Origin of the sequence: Streptomyces sp. NPDC058678 (genome assembly GCF_042714835.1) — a bacterium.
Classification (GTDB): domain Bacteria; phylum Actinomycetota; class Actinomycetes; order Streptomycetales; family Streptomycetaceae; genus Streptomyces.
The window spans coordinates 44,545-59,251 of sequence record NZ_JBHXSG010000055.1; the positions used below are offsets into that span (position 1 = coordinate 44,545).

Genomic DNA, 14,707 nt, shown 5'->3' on the forward strand with positions numbered 1-14,707 from the left:
TAAGGGGGACGAGTTAATTGCCCATCGATGTGCAGGCTAGTTTATTGCCCATCAACGTGCAAATATCTCGAGACCGCTACCCGCACCGAGGTGCCCACATGACGAGCCCCCCAGCTCCGCACGCAGCACGCCGGCACAGGTCGCACGCCACACGGACCCGCATCCTCGAAGCGGCCCGCCAGATGCTCGGCCGTGACCCCGACAGCAGCCTCGGTGCCATCGCCGAGGCCGCCGGGGTGGCACGTCGTACGGTGTACGTCCACTTCGCCGGCCGGGCCGCGCTGATCGAGGGACTCACCGCCGACGCCGCGGAGGCGGTGCGGCTCGCGATCGCCGTCACGCGCACTCCGCACCCGGACCCGGCGACCGCCCTGGCGCGCTTCGTCCTCACTCTGTGGCCGGTAGGCGACCGCTACCGCATGCTGATCGGACTCGCCCCTCACGACCTCGGGGCACAGCGAGTGAGCGAGCTGCTCGCCCCGGCCCGCGACACGGCGGCCGCGATCCTCGCCCGCGGCCAGCAGCAGGGCGCCTTCCACACCGGCGTGCCGCCCGGCCCGCTCAGCAGAGCCCTCGAAGCGCACCTGAAGGCCCTGCTCGACAGTGTCAACTCCGGGATCTGGGCCGACGACGGCACGAGCGCCGCCACCGCGGCGCTGATCGCCGCGGGCGTCGACACGAGCGTCGCGGCCTCAACGGTCCACCGCCTGCGCGCCACTCCGCCCGGCAAGCGGTAAGCACACCCCCACCTCCCGAGGAGTCCTGATGTATCAACGCCCCGTGAGCCCTCGACCCTTGCGAACGGACGTCATCGCCGTCGCGGCTCTCCTCACGATGGCTTTCCTCGCCGTCTCGGCCGACCGTCTGGCGGCAGCCTGGGCGGAAGCCCGTACGGCCAAAGCATTCCAGGAAGGCATGGAGACTCCGCTGCCGCCCGAGGTTCACGTGCGCGGCTTTCCCGCCCTGACCCAACTGGCCGACGGCACCCTCAGCCACGTGGACATCACCGCGCACGACATACCGGCCCGGGGAACCGAGCGTCCTCTACCGGTGACCGAACTCACCCTCCGCCTCGACGACTTGCGGAAGTCCGGCGACGAGAGCGAGGCACACGCGGGCGCGGCGGAGGCCCTCGCTCACCTGTCGTACACGGACGTGTCGAACGCCCTTGGGCTGGAGATCTCCCAAGGCGCCCGTCCCGGCCAGGTGAGTGCGGCAGTCCTGCTGCCTCCCGGCAACGAGGTCACCGTGACCACGAGCGTCTCGGCGGCCTCCGGCAACCGCATCGCCTTCACGGACTTCCATGTCACCGGTGGCCGACTGCCGACGGCTGGGGAAGAACTGCTCAACAAGGCCTTCGCAGAGCCGATCCAGCTGCGGAACATCCCCGCGGGCCTGCACCTGCGCACCATCACCAGCACGGCAACAGGCCTGAGGGCTCGGTTCTCGGGCCGCTCGGTCACCTTCCGCCCGGACGGCGCAGGGGAAGCCGAACCGGACCGGGCATCAGCGGGAGGGTGTGCGCCCACCGTCGTCGACGGTGCGGGGAAGGCGGTGCCGGTGGGTTGATGCCGGCGTGGCGGCATCGACCCGTTCACTTTCGAGCAAGGCCGCCCGTCGCGGTTGCCCCGGCTTTCATCGGCCTCGTGCGCCGACCGTGCCATCCCGTCCGGTAGCCGACGCTCCCGGACGTCGCGTCGACGGCGTCACCGGATTGCCGAGCATCCGCACCAGGGCGCGCTGGGTGTTGCCGCGTACGTCCTCCGCCGAGGAGATCGTCCTCGCAGCGCTCCCGGCGCCCCCTTGCCCACGCCCCGGGCCGTCAGCAGCGAACGGCGCCCTCGGGCAGGTCTGCCTCCGCGATCAGCGGCAGTTCGAGAGCGGTGAGCATGTCCCGATAGCGTTCTGTCAGCTGCGAGGGATGCTTTCTGCTGTACGCCACGAGCTCCCGGTAGAACCCGGGGCCAACACCCAACGGCACGCCAACCACGCCCACTCGGTATGGCGCGACCCGGCCTCCGACTTCGGCCTGGACCTCCTCGCGGAACACCGAGCACGGACGGCCCACTCACGGCCCGCGCCCTCGTGACGAGGGTGGCCACGCGCCTGTAGGGGAGCGTCCCGCGGTGCCGCTGTCAAAAACGGATACGATAAGGCCGAAACTCTTGTTTCCCCATACGTGTCCGCAGTGACCTGGTCGAGAGGGTGACCGCTCCATGGCTTCGGAGGCCCAGCCCGTTCCGGGAAGTCCTGCTTGGTGGGCGGGTCGGACGCCCGCCCCTGCGTACCGGCGCGGGCGCCCTCCGATGGACGTCGGGCGGATCGTCGACACGGCTCTGAAGCTCATCGACGAGGTCGGGATCCAGGCGCTGACCCTGCGTATGCTCGCCGAAGCCCTGGACTCGGGCACGGCGACGCTCTACCGGCACTTCAATGGCAAGGACGAACTGCTCGCTCTTGTCGCCGACAGGATCCTGGGCGAAGTCCGCGTCCCGCCCGAGGAACTGGATGGCCTGTCCTGGCGGGAAGCCGTGACCGTCGCGGCGGAGGCCTTCTACGGCACCCTGTGCCGGCACCCCCACGCGCTGTCCTTGCTGGCGGCCCAGGTTCCGGTCGGCCCCAACGGCCTCCGGGCCAGAGAACGGCTCATCACACTGTTCCTGAGTCATGGGTTCCCGGTCGGCCTGGCCGCTCGTGCCTTCACGGCCATCGGCCACTACGTGATCGGCTTCGCCATCCAGCAGCACGGGCCCGGGACACCGCGCCCCGAGGAGCAGTCGCAGCTGCGCACCTACTACAACTCGCTTGACCCGGCCTCTTATCCGGCCACGATGGCCGCGGCCGACGAGTTGACCTCCGTACCGCTGGACGAGGAGTTCCGGTTCGGCCTGGACCTGCTTCTCGACGGGCTGGAAAAGGTCAGACTCAACTCGTCGCAGGAGCATGAAGAAGTCAGGGGGCATTGAGCCCGCCTGTAGGGGTGGTCCGTCCTGCACGTCACGTGGCGTGACTCCGAGGATCACAGCTCGGCGTGACGCGGCTTCGGCTCGGCCATGCGGCTGTGTGGCACAGGTGGGATGCTCGTCCTCGATCCCCCGACGACCGTGATCCCGAAGGAGCATCCTGCCCTCCGGGATCACGGTCGCGCGTCGGCGTTGTCGGCGGGGTTCGCCGCTCAGCGCCAGCCGATCCAGTCGGCCACGGCACGGCCCATGACCAGCTCCAGGGCGCGGCCCCGCAGCCAGGGCAGTTCCTCGGTGAACATGGTCACGGCCTCGCGCCAGGAGCAGTGCAGACGCGTGATGTCGGTGCCCCAGAACATCCGCTCGGCGCCGTAGGCGTCGAAGACCTGCCGCAGTACGCCGTGCGTGCTGGCGAACGGGTATGGGTCGGTTGCCATGCTCGGCACGCCCGTGGCCTTGACCGCGATATTGGGGTGGCGCGCGAGGGCGAGCAGTGCGTCGAGGTGTGCGGCCGCGTCGGGCAGCTTCTCGAACGGGTTGATCGCAAGGTGGTCGATCATCAGGCGCACGTGCGGGTACCGGGCTGCGATGTCCCCGACGGCGGGCAGGTACGGAGGCATGACCATGATCCCCACGGCGATGCGACGCCGGTCGGCGGCCGCCCACAGCCAGTCGAGCCCGCCCGATGCGAGGCGGTCGGCCATGTCGGGCGCCGCCAGCATGAAGCGCAGACCGAGCATGCCGGGTTTGTCCAGCCACGCGTCGACGAGGGACTCGTCCGCAGCCTGGTCGAGCGGGAACCAGCCGAGTGTCGCGAACCGCTCGGGATGCTGCTTCGCCGCCTCCACCGCGTAGTCGTTCGCGCCGGCGTCCCAGATCGCCGGACAGTTGACCGCGCGGTCGACGCCGGCCTCGTCCATGGCACGCAGGGCGGTGTCGACGGTGTACGGCGCGCGCCAGTGGTGTGGCGGCGAACTCCCGGCCGCCCACAGGTGAATCTGGGCGTCGATGATCTGCATGGGTGCGTTCCCTGGTGTCAGTGCGCGATCTCGGGGCTCGGCAGGCCGCAGAGGCGCGCCCTCGTCCAGTCGGCGATCAGCGCGTCGCGGTCGTGTTTGTGGTTGTAGACGCAGTGGTTGCCGTCGGAGAAGACGACCATCTGCTTGTCGTTCGTGGGCGCGCCCCGCAGGAGGATCTGTGCGAGGTCCATCGAGATCATGGGGTCCTTGCCGCCCTGCACGACCAGGAGCGGATAGCCGGAGTTGGGTCCGTCGGCGAGCGGGGTGACGGTCTCCCAGACGCCCACCGCCCGGTCCGCGTCCTCGGTTCCGCAGGCGGCCACCATCTTGAAGAAGAAGGTCCCCATGGTCGGCGGCACGAGCCACGGGGCGTGGATGCCGCCGTTGTCGACGCACGCCCTGATTCGGGTGTCCTGTGCTGCGACGGCCATGGCGACGCTGCCGCCCATGCTGTTGCCGACGAAGCCGATCGGGCGGCCCGGCGAGCGCTCGTCGAGGAAGTCGACGGCTCGTCCGTAGGCGTCACGCCACTGGGCGGTGAGGTAGTGCTCGTGCGTGAGCCGCGTTTCGCCCTGCCCCGGTCCGTCGAGCAGCAGTGCGTCGATGCCGCGTGCCGCGAGGGCCTCACCGAGGCTGTCGAAGTCCATGGCCCAGCCCTCGACGCCCCCGATGACGATGGCAGAGCCGACCGCGGTGTCGGCCGCGGGGACGAGCCACCCCACCAGGGCCTCGCGGTCCGTTCCGATCGTGACGCGCTCGCGGTCAGCACTGAGTTCGGCGGCCTGGGCGTAGAACTCGCCGGCCCGTGCAAAGATTGCCCGGCGCTGCGCGGTGTCGGACAGCATCATCATCTGACTCATGCGCAGCAGGGCGGACGCGCGGCGCAGGTACCCGATCCGGGTCGGCCTATCGGCGGCATCCGGGGCGCTCTTGACGCGACGCACGCACACCTCCGCGAGTTCCGTGGCGGCCGAACGCCAGTCCTCCCCCTCGACCACGCGGGCACGCAACTCGACGGCATCCGCGTGATCGACGCCGTAGCCGGTCATGCGCTCCAACGAGAACTGGCGCAGCGCGGCCTGCGATTCGGCCGAGAGCTTCGACACGATGTCGTTCGTCTCCGGGCGGCTGCCGACGAAGTCGCGGGTCACTATCAGGGCCCGCCCCTCGGCGACCCTCTGCTGTGATGACATCCCTGGTATTCCTCTTGTGCGGTGGCTGTTGGGAGGCGCAGCGGTACGCCGGGCGGCTGTCCGGAGAGCTGCGGTCGGACGAATTGGGTGTGCGCCGGTACGGGGCTGTGGTCCAGCCCTTCTGAGCGGCATGGGTGACATGACCCTCTGGTCTCACGGAAGCTGTGCATGGTTCCGTGGGCTTGGCGCAGGTGGGGCCCGGTACCGACGGCGGTCGCTCCTCTGCTCACTGGAGGGGGAGAGGATCAGGGCGGCGACTGGCTGCCGCTTGGCCTCGTAGCTGCCGAAGCGAGCGTTCGGCGCACCTGCCCACCCTGCCCGGGGCCGGAATTCGGCCGGTCCTCTGCGCCCAGGGCCTGAAACCCAGTCGGCATCAGTCCAGCCGAGCAGGCAGCCGTCATGAACACATCCTTGTGGTCTTTCATGCTGTGACTTCGGGAAGGGTGATGCGGGTTCACCGATGTCCCTAAGCCGTGCGTGAAGGTGTTTCGGGTACAACGTAGCCGTAAAATTGCGTCAGGTGCAACCGATGCCGGTAAGCCACCCGCAACTCACCGGTCGACCGGAGATATCCTCAGTGGGGGTACCTGACTCGACGCGCGCCGACGGCAGTTGATCGGAGGCTGGGAGGTCGGCGCTTGCGGCTCGGGCGGCGTGCGATGCCGTCCGGGACGACGGTCTCCCGTACGGCTTCGCGGTCCGCGAACAACTCGGCTGTGGTGACTGCCTTGGTCTCGATACGGACGGCACGCTCGTTGCGCACCACCCACCAGCCGTCCGCGGTGCGGCGCGTCGTTCGTGCTCATGGGTTCATCGCTTTCAGTAGCCCCAACAGCCGGGCGGGGTCGAATTCGTTGTCCTCGCGCAGGGCGCGCAGCAGTTCGCGGACCTTGGCGGGAGACGGGTTCGTACCGAGGAACTCGCGAGTGACGGGTGGCCCCCACTGCGCCAGCCCGCTCGCCGACAGCGGAGCCCACCCCGGTTCCACGTCGGAGGAGAACAGGTCGCCGTCGGCGAAGTGCTCCACCATGAGACGGTCCGGATCACGCCAGTAGTCGAAGATCTGGCTGCCTTGGGTGTGCCGGCCGATGCCCCAACTGCGCTGGTAGCCGCGCTCGGCCAGATACTCCCCGCCTGCGGCGATCGCGTCGAGGTCGGTGACCTGGTAGGCGGAGTGGACGTACTGCGTTCCCGGCCCCAGATGCATGGCCAGTGTGTGATGGTCCACAGCGACGCTTCCCTGGTCACAGCGGAAGAACGCCATGACCGGGCCGCGCTCCCGCTGCCGGTCCAGGAAGTGGAAGTCGCTGATGATCATGCCGAGCGTGCCGAGGTACCAGTTCATGGCCCGGGTGAACGCCCGGGTCTCCAGCACCAGGTGCCCCAGCCGCTGGATCCGCGACGGCTCGCGCGGTGGGCGCTGGGTGGCGTTCCTGCGACGGTGATCCGTTCCGGAGTTGAGGAGGACCGGCCGCTGCCCAGGCAGCTCCGGCAGCTCCTCGGCACAGTGCACCACCCGCACCGGGAGGCCGGACGGGTCCATCAGGTCGATCACCTTGCCGCCTCCAGGGACGTCCGCGTCCCGCACATCGGTCGCCGTCGCGCGGGCCAGCCGGTCCAGATCGGCCCGCTCGGCCGCGCGGAACGCCTGGCCGAGATGGCCTTGCGCATGCTGGGCCCACAGGGGGAGGCTCGCGGGATCGCCCGGTGCCCTTTGCCCTCCGGCGTCGGCGACTGAAGGTGTCGAGCGCCGCCGCGACCGAGGCCTCCTCGAGGGTGTCCGAGGCGCCCGAAAGGTCAGCGGGTGCTGACTCGCCGCCTGGTGCCCTCGGTATGCGGGCGCCTGTCGGAGCCTTCGTGCCGCCGCGGGCCGTGCATCAGGCGCGGCGGCCATGCGGAACCGTGCCCAACTTGACGTGGCGTGTCCGCCAGTCCCGGCCTGCACGGTCGCCGGGCACTCTCTTGACGACACCGCCCAGCACCTCGCACGGACCGGTCCGAGCGGCACGGCGCGACAGCGAGGCAGGAGATCGCTTAGGCGAGCAGACACGGGGTGGGGCCGCGTGTGCGGTGGCGGCCATGCTGAGTGCGCCCGCGGCAGGGCGGGGTGTGTCCGAGGTCAGGCTGGACGCCGCCGTGAACGGTCAGGCCAGGCCGGCGGTCGGTTCACTCCGGTCCTCGCGTAGGGGTGAGCCGGGGCGCTGGTGGTCGCGGGCAGCGTCCTTGTTGTGCTGCCTGGCGGTGACGTGACCGCCGCCAGGCCCGTGCGTACGGCCGGGGCGGCCGCTCAGTCGGCGATCAAGACGGGGCGGGGGCCTGCGGGGGCCGTCCACGCGTCGCTGACCCGGGAGAGCGGGTAGGCGTGGGCGTCCACCTTCACCTTGCCGTCGGCGATGAGCTGTACGTAGGCGGCGACCTGGGTGAAATAGCGGCGCATGTCGAAGGAGCCGATGCCGCTGCCGCTGAGGCGGAAGGGGCGGCTGCGCAGCAGCGAGGCGGGCACGGTGGCCTGTTCGCCGGCCGCGCCGCCGATCTCCACGTAGCTGGTGGTGCCCGCGCAGGGAATGTCCGCCAGCGCCTGGAAGGCGGCCTCGGCCGCGCCGCCCCACAGGAAGTCCAGAACGAGGTCGGGCGCCTTGCCGTCGAGGGCCGCACCGATGGCCGCCGCGTCCGCGTCCTTGGTGCCGACGATTTCGACGGTCTCGGCGCCGAGACCGGCCACACGGTTGAGGTCGGCCATGCCGCGGCCCACGCCGATGACGCGCCGTACGCCGAGTGCTCGGGCGTTCTGCACAGCGAGCCCGCCGGCCGCACCGGTCACCCCGAGGATCATCACGGTGTCCGGCGTGCCGTGTTCGTCCGCGTGACCGGTGAGCGGCATCCAGGACGACATGCCCGGGTTCACGCCCGCCGCCACGGCGACCGGGTCGGTCCCGTCCGGAAGCGGGAGGGCCATGGTGACCGCCATCCGCTCGGCGAACGTGCCCCAGGGCTCCTCGACGTCACCGGTGTACACCAACGTCCCGTCGGCCGTGCGTGCCACCGCGTCCACGCCCGGCACCAGCGGGAACTGCCCGCTGCTGCTGTAGTGCTCGCCGGACGCCTTGGCGCGTACGACGGGGTGGATCGCGGTCGCGACCAGGTCGACGATCTGCTGCCCTTGTCCGGCCTCGGGATCACGGAAGTCCCGGTACTCGGGCACCGCGCCACCCGCCGTTGCCACCACTGCTGCCTTCATCATTTGCCTCCACGGCTCAAGGGGTCCTGCTGCGGCTCAGCACCGATCCGACTGAATTCCGGATGCTGCAACCAGGGTTGGGAGTGGACCTCGCTTTACGGATACATAGTAACCATAAAAAGCGCCAGGGGGCACGCGCACCTGTCATGCCTTCGAGGCAACGTTCTTCCCCTTCGGCTCCATGCTGGTCCGCGGCCCGGGATCGGCCCGGGGGATGGCCGCCGCCGGCCACGAGATCGGCATCCACGGCTGGCAGCATCGCCCCCTGCTACTCCGTGGCCCCGTCAGGACGTACGGCGACCTGGCCCGGGCGCGCGACCTCGTCGCCGAGGTCGCCGCGCGAGTAGCCGCGCCTCTCCGCCCGCCCTGCGGTGATGACCATCACCAGAGCCCACCTCGCACCTGGCCTGGGGGACCGCGGTGACCGACCGGTGCTCATCGCCGTTCACATCGATGCCGATGCCGATGCCGATGCCGATGCCGATGCCGGGCTCGCGGTCCGCGGGCCCCTGGGTCTTCGCTGTCGGTCTCGCCGGGAACGGCTCCGGGTCCGGTCGTCGCTGCTCATGCCCGGAATAGCCCGTTTTGAATTGATTGAGCAGGGCACTCCGCGATGACGACGGACAGGATGCCTAGAGCGGGAGGTTCGCATGGCAGTACGCCATCGTCTGATCACAGCCGACCCACAGACGGTGTGGGCGGTCCTTGCCGACGGTGACCGGTACGCGGAGTGGGTGGTGGGCACCTCGGACTCGTCTCCCCTGCGGGGGCGGTGGCCGCAGGAAGGCGCGGCGATCGCCTACGAGGTCCGGCTGGGGCCGGCCCGGCTGACCAACGAGACCGTGGTGCGGCGATGCGAGGAGGGAACCGCGCTGGAACTCGAAGCCCACGCCGGCTGGCTGGGCACGGCGCGGATCGCCATCGAACTGCGCCCCTGGGGCGAGCACTGCCTGGTGATCGTCGACGAGCATCCTCTGCAGGGCGTCGGCGGCATGCTGCACAACATGGGGGCCGAGGCAGTGATCCAGTTGCGGCACCGCGCGATGCTGCCTCGGCTCGCCAAGGTGTGCGAAGGGGAGGCCGAGCGGCGCGAGCGTGGCGCCGAGCCGTACAGGGGTGCGCGCATCGGCCCAGCGGGGAGCGGCCATGCCTGATGCCGTGGTGATCGGCGCCGGCCCCAATGGGCTGGTCGCGGCGAACCTGCTCGCCGACGCCGGGTGGAGCGTGACCGTCCTGGAGGAACAGGCGGAGGCCGGCGGTGCGGTGCGCCACGACCGGGGCGTCGACCCCGCGTTCATCAGCGATCTCTTCAGCTCCTTCTACCCGCTGGCCGCGGCCTCCCCGATCCTGGCGGGGCTGCGCCTGCAGGACCACGGGCTGCGGTGGAGCCACGCCTCGCACGTGCTGGCCCATCCGCTGAGCGACGGCAGCTGCGCGGTCCTCGACCGGCGTCTCGAGGTCACCGCGGACTCGCTGGAGGCCTTCGCGCCGGGCGACGGAGCCGCCTGGCGGCGCCTGCACGACGTGTGGCAGGGCGTGCGGGAGGATCTCCTGCGGGCCCTGTTCACGCCCTTCCCACCGGTGCGTGCCGCGGTCCGCCTCGGCCTACGCCTGCGCGGGGCGGGAGGCCTGCGTCTCGCGCGCAGCCTGCTGCTGCCGGTGCGGCGCATGGGCGAGGAGGAGTTCCGGGGCGAGGGGGGCAGGCTCCTGCTGGCCGGCAACGCGCTGCACGCCGACCTGGCGCCGGAAGCCGCGGGCAGTGGCGGCTTCGGCTGGCTGATGTCGATGCTCGGACAGACCTACGGTTTTCCCGTGCCGGTCGGCGGCTCCGGCGCCCTCACCGCAGCCCTCACCCGCCGACTGGACACCACGGGCGGCACGGTGCGCTGCGGGCAGCGGGTCGATGAAGTCGTCGTCCAGAAGGGACGGGCCGTAGGCGTGCGTACCGCCGGCGGCGAAATGGTCCCGGCCCGGCGCGCCGTGCTCGCGGACGTGTCCGTGCCCGCTCTGTACGGCGACCTCGTCGCCGAGGAGCACCTCCCCGCCCAGCTGCTGGACGACCTGCGGCGCTTCCAGTGGGACTTCGGCACGTTCAAGGTCGACTGGGCCCTCGACGGCCCGGTGCCGTGGCAGGCCGCGCAGGCCGCGGGCGCCGGGACGGTCCACGTGGCGGACGGTGTCGACGAGCTCACCCGCTTCGCCGCCCAGATCGCCATGCGTCAGGTCCCCGACCGCCCCTTCGCCCTGTTCGGCCAGATGACGACGTCCGACCCCTCACGCTCGCCGACGGGCACCGAGTCCGCGTGGGCGTACACCCATGTCCCCCGGGAGGTCGGCGGCGACGCGGGCGAGGAGGGCCTGACGGGCAGCTGGGACGCGGGGGAGCAGGAGATCATGGCCGACCGCGTCGAACGTCAAGTCGAACGGTTCGCTCCCGGCTTCCGCTCCCTGGTCCGCGCCCGCCGCATTCTCGCTCCGCCCACGCTGCAGTCACTCGACGCCAATCTGGTCAGCGGAGCCATCAACGGCGGCACCACGGCCATTCACCAGCAGCTGCTCTTCCGCCCCATGCCCGGTACCGCGCGGCCGGAGACCTCGGTGGCCGGCCTCTACCTCGCCTCCGCGGGCGCGCACCCGGGCGGCGGGGTTCACGGGGCTCCGGGCGCAAATGCCGCACGCGCCGCACTGCGTCGGCGCCTGCCACCGGGCGGGACCAAGGCACAACGCATTCTGGCCCGCCGTGACCGCACCGGCTCCCGGCGCACGCACAGCGACCGACAGGCGGACGACGGATGAGCACCGCGCCGTGCGGGCGACGGATGAGCACCGCGCCGTGCGGGCGACGGATGAGCACCGCGCCGAGCGGGCACAGCGCGGCAGCCGAGCGTGCTGTCCGGATCCCGGGCCGGTCGGCAGACCCGGGCGGCCACGGGACCGGGTCGCGGACGTGGGGCCGGCGCCACCGGGCCGCAGCCGGACCCTTCACTCCCAAACCGCCGGAGGCGGACCATGACCATGAACGGCGACGGACCCGACCGTGACCACCGGCGGCCCGAAGGCGTGACCGACAAGACGGTGGAGGCCCTCGGGGCACTGTCCAAGGCGCTGGAGACGACCGAGCGCGCCCGCGGCCACCTGTACAGCTTCCACCAGCTGACCGGAGCCGCGGACTTCGAACTGGACCGGGCGGTGCGGCTGCTGCGCGAGGCCGGTCGTCCCGAGTGGGCCGAGACCTTGCAGACGCAGGTCCTGGGCCGCAACGTCATCCCGGGGCACTGGACCTTCCAGGTCGTCGAGGCCTACGACAGCACCTACTACCAGCCGTTCAAGGACTTCGAACGTTCCGCCGTGGAGGAACTCGCCGACGGCCGCGACCACCTGTACGAGGCGGAACTGAAGGAAGCGCGCCGCACGGTCGGCCACCCCGATCACACCGCCCGTTCGGACACCACGCACGAGAGCGACACCCGCGCACGGGAGCGGAACCGGTCGACGACGGACGTACGGCACGGGATGCCACAGGCGTGATCCGCATCCGGTGCGGGGCCTCGGCCGGAAGAGATGATGAGCCCGGTCTGAACCGGGGGGTCGGCACGAAGGGAACGGCCCATGACAGCCAGCCCGCTCGAGAACCGCACCGTCGTCGTGACCGGAGCCGCCCGAGGGCTGGGGGCGGCCCTGGCCCGGGACCTGTCGCGCCGCGGTGCCCGGCTGGCTCTGCTCGGCCACGAGCGGGCCGGGCTGGAGGACGTCGCGACATCCCTGTCGACGCGGGCCATGGCCGTCGAGGTCGACATCACCGACGGGGAGGCACTGGCCCGAGCCGCCAAGGAGGTGCGGGCGCGTCTGGGCCCTGTCTCGGCCGTCGTGGCGAACGCCGGCATCGCGCAGGGCGGCCCGTTCGCCGCCTCGGACCCGGCCGGCTGGCGCCGTGTCATCGACGTCAACCTGATCGGCAGCGCACTCACGGCCCGGACCTTCCTGCCGGACCTCATGGCGACGGCGGGCTACTTCCTCCAGGTCGGCTCCCTCGCCTCCTTCGGCGCCGCGCCCATGATGAGCGCGTACTGCGCCTCAAAAGCGGGGGTGGAGGCCTTCGCCCACGCGTTGCGGGCCGAGGTGGCCCACCACGGAGTGGCCGTGGGCGTCGCCTACATCAACTGGACCGACACGGACATGATCCGTGACGCCGACCGGCACGCGGTGCTGCGTGAACTGCGCGCCGCCATGCCGGCGCCCGCTCGCCGCGTGCATCCGGCCGACCGGGTCGCCGCGCGCCTGGCATGGGCCGTGGAGCACCGCCGTACCGCCGTCTACATGCCCGCCTGGCTGCGCCTCGTCCAGGCTGGGCGCGCCGCGCTGCCGCCCGTCGTGCTCCGCGTGTCACGTCGCCGGCTGCCCCGACTGGAGGCCCGCGCACCCTTCCGCTCCACCGGCCCGCTCGGAGCGGGCGGACGCGCCGACGAGTGGTCGGCACGTCAGGACCGAGGTGAGGAAGACCCCGGCGAGGGTGAGCACGCAGGGCCTCGGCAGGGCCGCCCGCGGGATGTCCGACCATGACCACGTACGGCGGGTGTGTCGACACATGGGTCCGTGCGTGGGGCCGCCTCGCACCGGGAACGTGCTGGACCGCCCTGTCAGGGGCGGGGACGTAGTTCCGGAGCGCTCGGTGGCCGGCCGGTGAGGTTGGTGATCAGCTCGGTGCACAGGTCGCGGAGTTTGATGTTGCGGTGCTGGGAGGCGGACCGCAGGATGCCGAAGGCCTCGTCGGCGGAACAGCGGCGCTGTCCCATGACCACACCGAGAGCCTGGTCGATGACGCTGCGGGAATGCATGGCGGTATGCAGCTGGTCGGCGAATTCCTGGGTGTCGGTGATGCGCTGGGCCAACGAGATGGCCCCGGTCGCTTGCGCGGCGAGCGAACGCAAGGCGGTGAGATCCGCCTGTGCGAACGCGTCCGGCGGTGCGGCGTAGAGGTTGATTGCGCATGTCGTGTGGGTGTGGGCGGCGATCGGCAGTGAGAGGGAGGAGCGGATCCCGAGGGCCGCGGCGTACGGGGGATAGTCGCCCCACCGGGACTCCTGCAGCATGTCCTTGACGAGCAGTTCCTCGCCGCTGCGCAAAGCCTGCAGACAGGGGCCGTCGTCCTGCCCGTACTGCTTCTCGTCCAGCTTCGGGGCCGCGGTTCCGGCGCTGACCACGGTGAGCGGCCGCCCGTCGCGTTCCAGGGTGAGTCCGGCGCCTTGGGCGCGGGACAGCTCGAGAGCGGCGTCGGCCAGTGTCTGCAGGAAGTCTTCCAGCGAGTCGGTCTCCAGCAGCCACTGGGTGAGGTGGCTGCTGCCATATGCTTCGTCGGCGCTCATCTCAAGTTCCTTCACGGGGCCGCGGCCCTGTTGTCGGCATCTCGTCGTGCCACCGGGGCGACGGAGTCCAACGTCCGAAGGAAACCTCCAGTGCGGCCGCCACTGACACCAGCGCAGTCACCGGCGCAGCGCGCGTCCCTACTTCGAACGCTACGCCACCTGAGTTCAGGCAGGCGATCACCCTCGCTGTCACGAGCCGTGGGGCATCGAGGGCGATCCAGGTTGGCTGTGGTGTCGTCGGCTGTCTCACCTCGAGCACTTGGCCGCCGCGCAGCCGCCGCGATCACGGGTGACGGGTGAACGGGCCGCCCGACCGGGCTTATGGGCATCACGAGCGTCAGGGGGCGGGTGACGAGGGCCCGGGTGACGAGGGCCCCGGCATGACGATCGGTGCCTCGCCCTCGGCGCGGGCGCGCGCTACGACGGTCTCGACCTGCTCGCGGGTGACCTCCTTGTAGAGGCGTTGCCCGTGGGCGTCGGTGATGTCGATGACGATGCCGGTCCACTCCTCGGCGGGCTCCTCCGACACACGCCCGAGCTGGTACTCAGCATCCTGGAGCAGCGGAGGGCCCCGGTTCCGACGATCCCGACCGCGGTCGGGGCTGTGATGACTCAGCCGTCCGGCTCCGGTCTCCAGGACTGAGGGCCGGAGCCGCGCCAGTCGATGAGTGGAGACAAAGGCAGCTCGGCGGGATCGATGTCCAACCCGGCGCGTCGCAGGAACTCGGCGATGTCGGCGAGGTTGTGGGCCAGGCCGAGGATCTCCCCGTCGACGCGCACGCGCCGGCCGCCTGTCGGCGACGGCGGATACACGATGACGCGCAGCTGTCCGGCCATGGCTCCAGGATCATCCGAGCCGTACGGGCCCGCATCCGCGCAGCTCATGCGAGGATGCGCAGCTCGCTCGCGGGCCGGCGCCGGTCGTCGTATG

The 14,707-nt window shown here is 71.0% G+C and carries 14 protein-coding genes and 1 pseudogene; 8 read left to right on the top strand and 7 right to left on the bottom strand.

Going from position 1 to position 14,707, the window contains the following annotated elements; genetic code table 11:
- Positions 1-98 precede the first annotated feature (98 nt).
- The 3 genes from ACFWWR_RS36455 to ACFWWR_RS36465 all read left to right on the top strand — a co-directional run bounded on the left by ACFWWR_RS36455 (position 99) and on the right by ACFWWR_RS36465 (position 2,966).
- The gene (locus ACFWWR_RS36455; RefSeq protein ID WP_384307865.1) at positions 99-737 is read left to right on the top strand and encodes a TetR/AcrR family transcriptional regulator; all 639 of its coding nucleotides are present in this window, start codon (positions 99-101) and stop codon (positions 735-737) included.
- A 43-nt stretch (positions 738-780) separates the two neighbouring features.
- Complete coding sequence (locus ACFWWR_RS36460; protein WP_384307868.1) at positions 781-1,569, top strand: DUF2993 domain-containing protein; 789 nt, start codon at positions 781-783, stop codon at positions 1,567-1,569.
- 737 nt (positions 1,570-2,306) lie between these two features.
- The gene (locus tag ACFWWR_RS36465) at positions 2,307-2,966 is read left to right on the top strand and encodes a TetR/AcrR family transcriptional regulator (protein ID WP_383864239.1); all 660 of its coding nucleotides are present in this window, start codon (positions 2,307-2,309) and stop codon (positions 2,964-2,966) included.
- 209 nt (positions 2,967-3,175) lie between these two features.
- Here the strand turns inward: ACFWWR_RS36465 and ACFWWR_RS36470 are convergent, their stop codons facing one another.
- From ACFWWR_RS36470 to ACFWWR_RS36485, 4 genes and pseudogenes are all read right to left on the bottom strand, one after another.
- Positions 3,176-3,982 (bottom strand): amidohydrolase family protein, encoded by an 807-nt coding sequence (locus tag ACFWWR_RS36470; RefSeq protein ID WP_384307870.1) that lies wholly within the window; start codon positions 3,980-3,982, stop codon positions 3,176-3,178.
- Between the two features lie 17 nt (positions 3,983-3,999).
- Positions 4,000-5,175, bottom strand: a complete 1,176-nt coding sequence (locus ACFWWR_RS36475; RefSeq protein WP_384307873.1) for an alpha/beta hydrolase — start codon at positions 5,173-5,175, stop codon at positions 4,000-4,002.
- 802 nt (positions 5,176-5,977) lie between these two features.
- A pseudogene (locus ACFWWR_RS36480) lies at positions 5,978-6,832 on the bottom strand (VOC family protein); the annotation flags it as partial.
- Between the two features lie 630 nt (positions 6,833-7,462).
- Positions 7,463-8,416, bottom strand: coding sequence for a zinc-binding alcohol dehydrogenase family protein (locus tag ACFWWR_RS36485; protein WP_383864231.1), 954 nt, complete (start codon positions 8,414-8,416; stop codon positions 7,463-7,465).
- A gap of 178 nt (positions 8,417-8,594) precedes the next feature.
- On the opposite strand from ACFWWR_RS36485, the gene ACFWWR_RS36490 reads away from it, so the two are divergent.
- The 5 genes from ACFWWR_RS36490 to ACFWWR_RS36510 all read left to right on the top strand — a co-directional run bounded on the left by ACFWWR_RS36490 (position 8,595) and on the right by ACFWWR_RS36510 (position 12,973).
- Positions 8,595-8,837, top strand: coding sequence for a polysaccharide deacetylase family protein (locus ACFWWR_RS36490; protein WP_383864229.1), 243 nt, complete (start codon positions 8,595-8,597; stop codon positions 8,835-8,837).
- A 226-nt stretch (positions 8,838-9,063) separates the two neighbouring features.
- Positions 9,064-9,567, top strand: a complete 504-nt coding sequence (locus ACFWWR_RS36495) for an SRPBCC family protein (RefSeq protein WP_383864226.1) — start codon at positions 9,064-9,066, stop codon at positions 9,565-9,567.
- Positions 9,560-11,209, top strand: a complete 1,650-nt coding sequence (locus ACFWWR_RS36500) for a phytoene desaturase family protein (protein ID WP_383864224.1) — start codon at positions 9,560-9,562, stop codon at positions 11,207-11,209. Before ACFWWR_RS36495 ends, ACFWWR_RS36500 begins: the two co-directional genes overlap by 8 nt.
- Positions 11,210-11,422: 213 nt before the next feature.
- Positions 11,423-11,941, top strand: coding sequence for a hypothetical protein (locus ACFWWR_RS36505; RefSeq protein ID WP_384307875.1), 519 nt, complete (start codon positions 11,423-11,425; stop codon positions 11,939-11,941).
- A gap of 81 nt (positions 11,942-12,022) precedes the next feature.
- Positions 12,023-12,973, top strand: coding sequence for an SDR family oxidoreductase (locus ACFWWR_RS36510; protein ID WP_383864218.1), 951 nt, complete (start codon positions 12,023-12,025; stop codon positions 12,971-12,973).
- Between the two features lie 77 nt (positions 12,974-13,050).
- On the opposite strand, the gene ACFWWR_RS36515 is transcribed toward ACFWWR_RS36510, so the two are convergent.
- From ACFWWR_RS36515 to ACFWWR_RS36525, 3 genes are all read right to left on the bottom strand, one after another.
- On the bottom strand, positions 13,051-13,776 hold the full coding sequence (locus ACFWWR_RS36515) for a GAF and ANTAR domain-containing protein (RefSeq protein WP_383864215.1): 726 nt from the start codon (positions 13,774-13,776) through the stop codon (positions 13,051-13,053).
- A 337-nt stretch (positions 13,777-14,113) separates the two neighbouring features.
- A complete protein-coding gene (locus ACFWWR_RS36520; RefSeq protein WP_384307878.1) occupies positions 14,114-14,305 on the bottom strand; it encodes a hypothetical protein in 192 nt (63 codons plus the stop codon).
- Between the two features lie 83 nt (positions 14,306-14,388).
- On the bottom strand, positions 14,389-14,613 hold the full coding sequence (locus ACFWWR_RS36525) for a hypothetical protein (RefSeq protein ID WP_383864209.1): 225 nt from the start codon (positions 14,611-14,613) through the stop codon (positions 14,389-14,391).
- Positions 14,614-14,707: the final 94 nt, after the last annotated feature.

Excerpts from the sequence above, each read along its gene's own strand:
- ACFWWR_RS36455 (WP_384307865.1), top strand. The coding sequence starts at position 99 with ATGACGAGCCCCCCAGCTCCGCACGCAGCACGCCGGCACAGGTCGCAC.
- ACFWWR_RS36485 (WP_383864231.1), bottom strand. The coding sequence starts at position 8,416 with ATGATGAAGGCAGCAGTGGTGGCAACGGCGGGTGGCGCGGTGCCCGAG.
- ACFWWR_RS36475 (WP_384307873.1), bottom strand. The coding sequence starts at position 5,175 with ATGTCATCACAGCAGAGGGTCGCCGAGGGGCGGGCCCTGATAGTGACC.
- ACFWWR_RS36500 (WP_383864224.1), top strand. The coding sequence starts at position 9,560 with ATGCCTGATGCCGTGGTGATCGGCGCCGGCCCCAATGGGCTGGTCGCG.
- ACFWWR_RS36505 (WP_384307875.1), top strand. The coding sequence starts at position 11,423 with ATGACCATGAACGGCGACGGACCCGACCGTGACCACCGGCGGCCCGAA.
- ACFWWR_RS36465 (WP_383864239.1), top strand. The coding sequence starts at position 2,307 with ATGGACGTCGGGCGGATCGTCGACACGGCTCTGAAGCTCATCGACGAG.
- ACFWWR_RS36515 (WP_383864215.1), bottom strand. The coding sequence starts at position 13,776 with ATGAGCGCCGACGAAGCATATGGCAGCAGCCACCTCACCCAGTGGCTG.
- ACFWWR_RS36495 (WP_383864226.1), top strand. The coding sequence starts at position 9,064 with ATGGCAGTACGCCATCGTCTGATCACAGCCGACCCACAGACGGTGTGG.
- ACFWWR_RS36470 (WP_384307870.1), bottom strand. The coding sequence starts at position 3,982 with ATGCAGATCATCGACGCCCAGATTCACCTGTGGGCGGCCGGGAGTTCG.
- ACFWWR_RS36525 (WP_383864209.1), bottom strand. The coding sequence starts at position 14,613 with ATGGCCGGACAGCTGCGCGTCATCGTGTATCCGCCGTCGCCGACAGGC.
- ACFWWR_RS36510 (WP_383864218.1), top strand. The coding sequence starts at position 12,023 with ATGACAGCCAGCCCGCTCGAGAACCGCACCGTCGTCGTGACCGGAGCC.
- ACFWWR_RS36490 (WP_383864229.1), top strand. The coding sequence starts at position 8,595 with ATGCTGGTCCGCGGCCCGGGATCGGCCCGGGGGATGGCCGCCGCCGGC.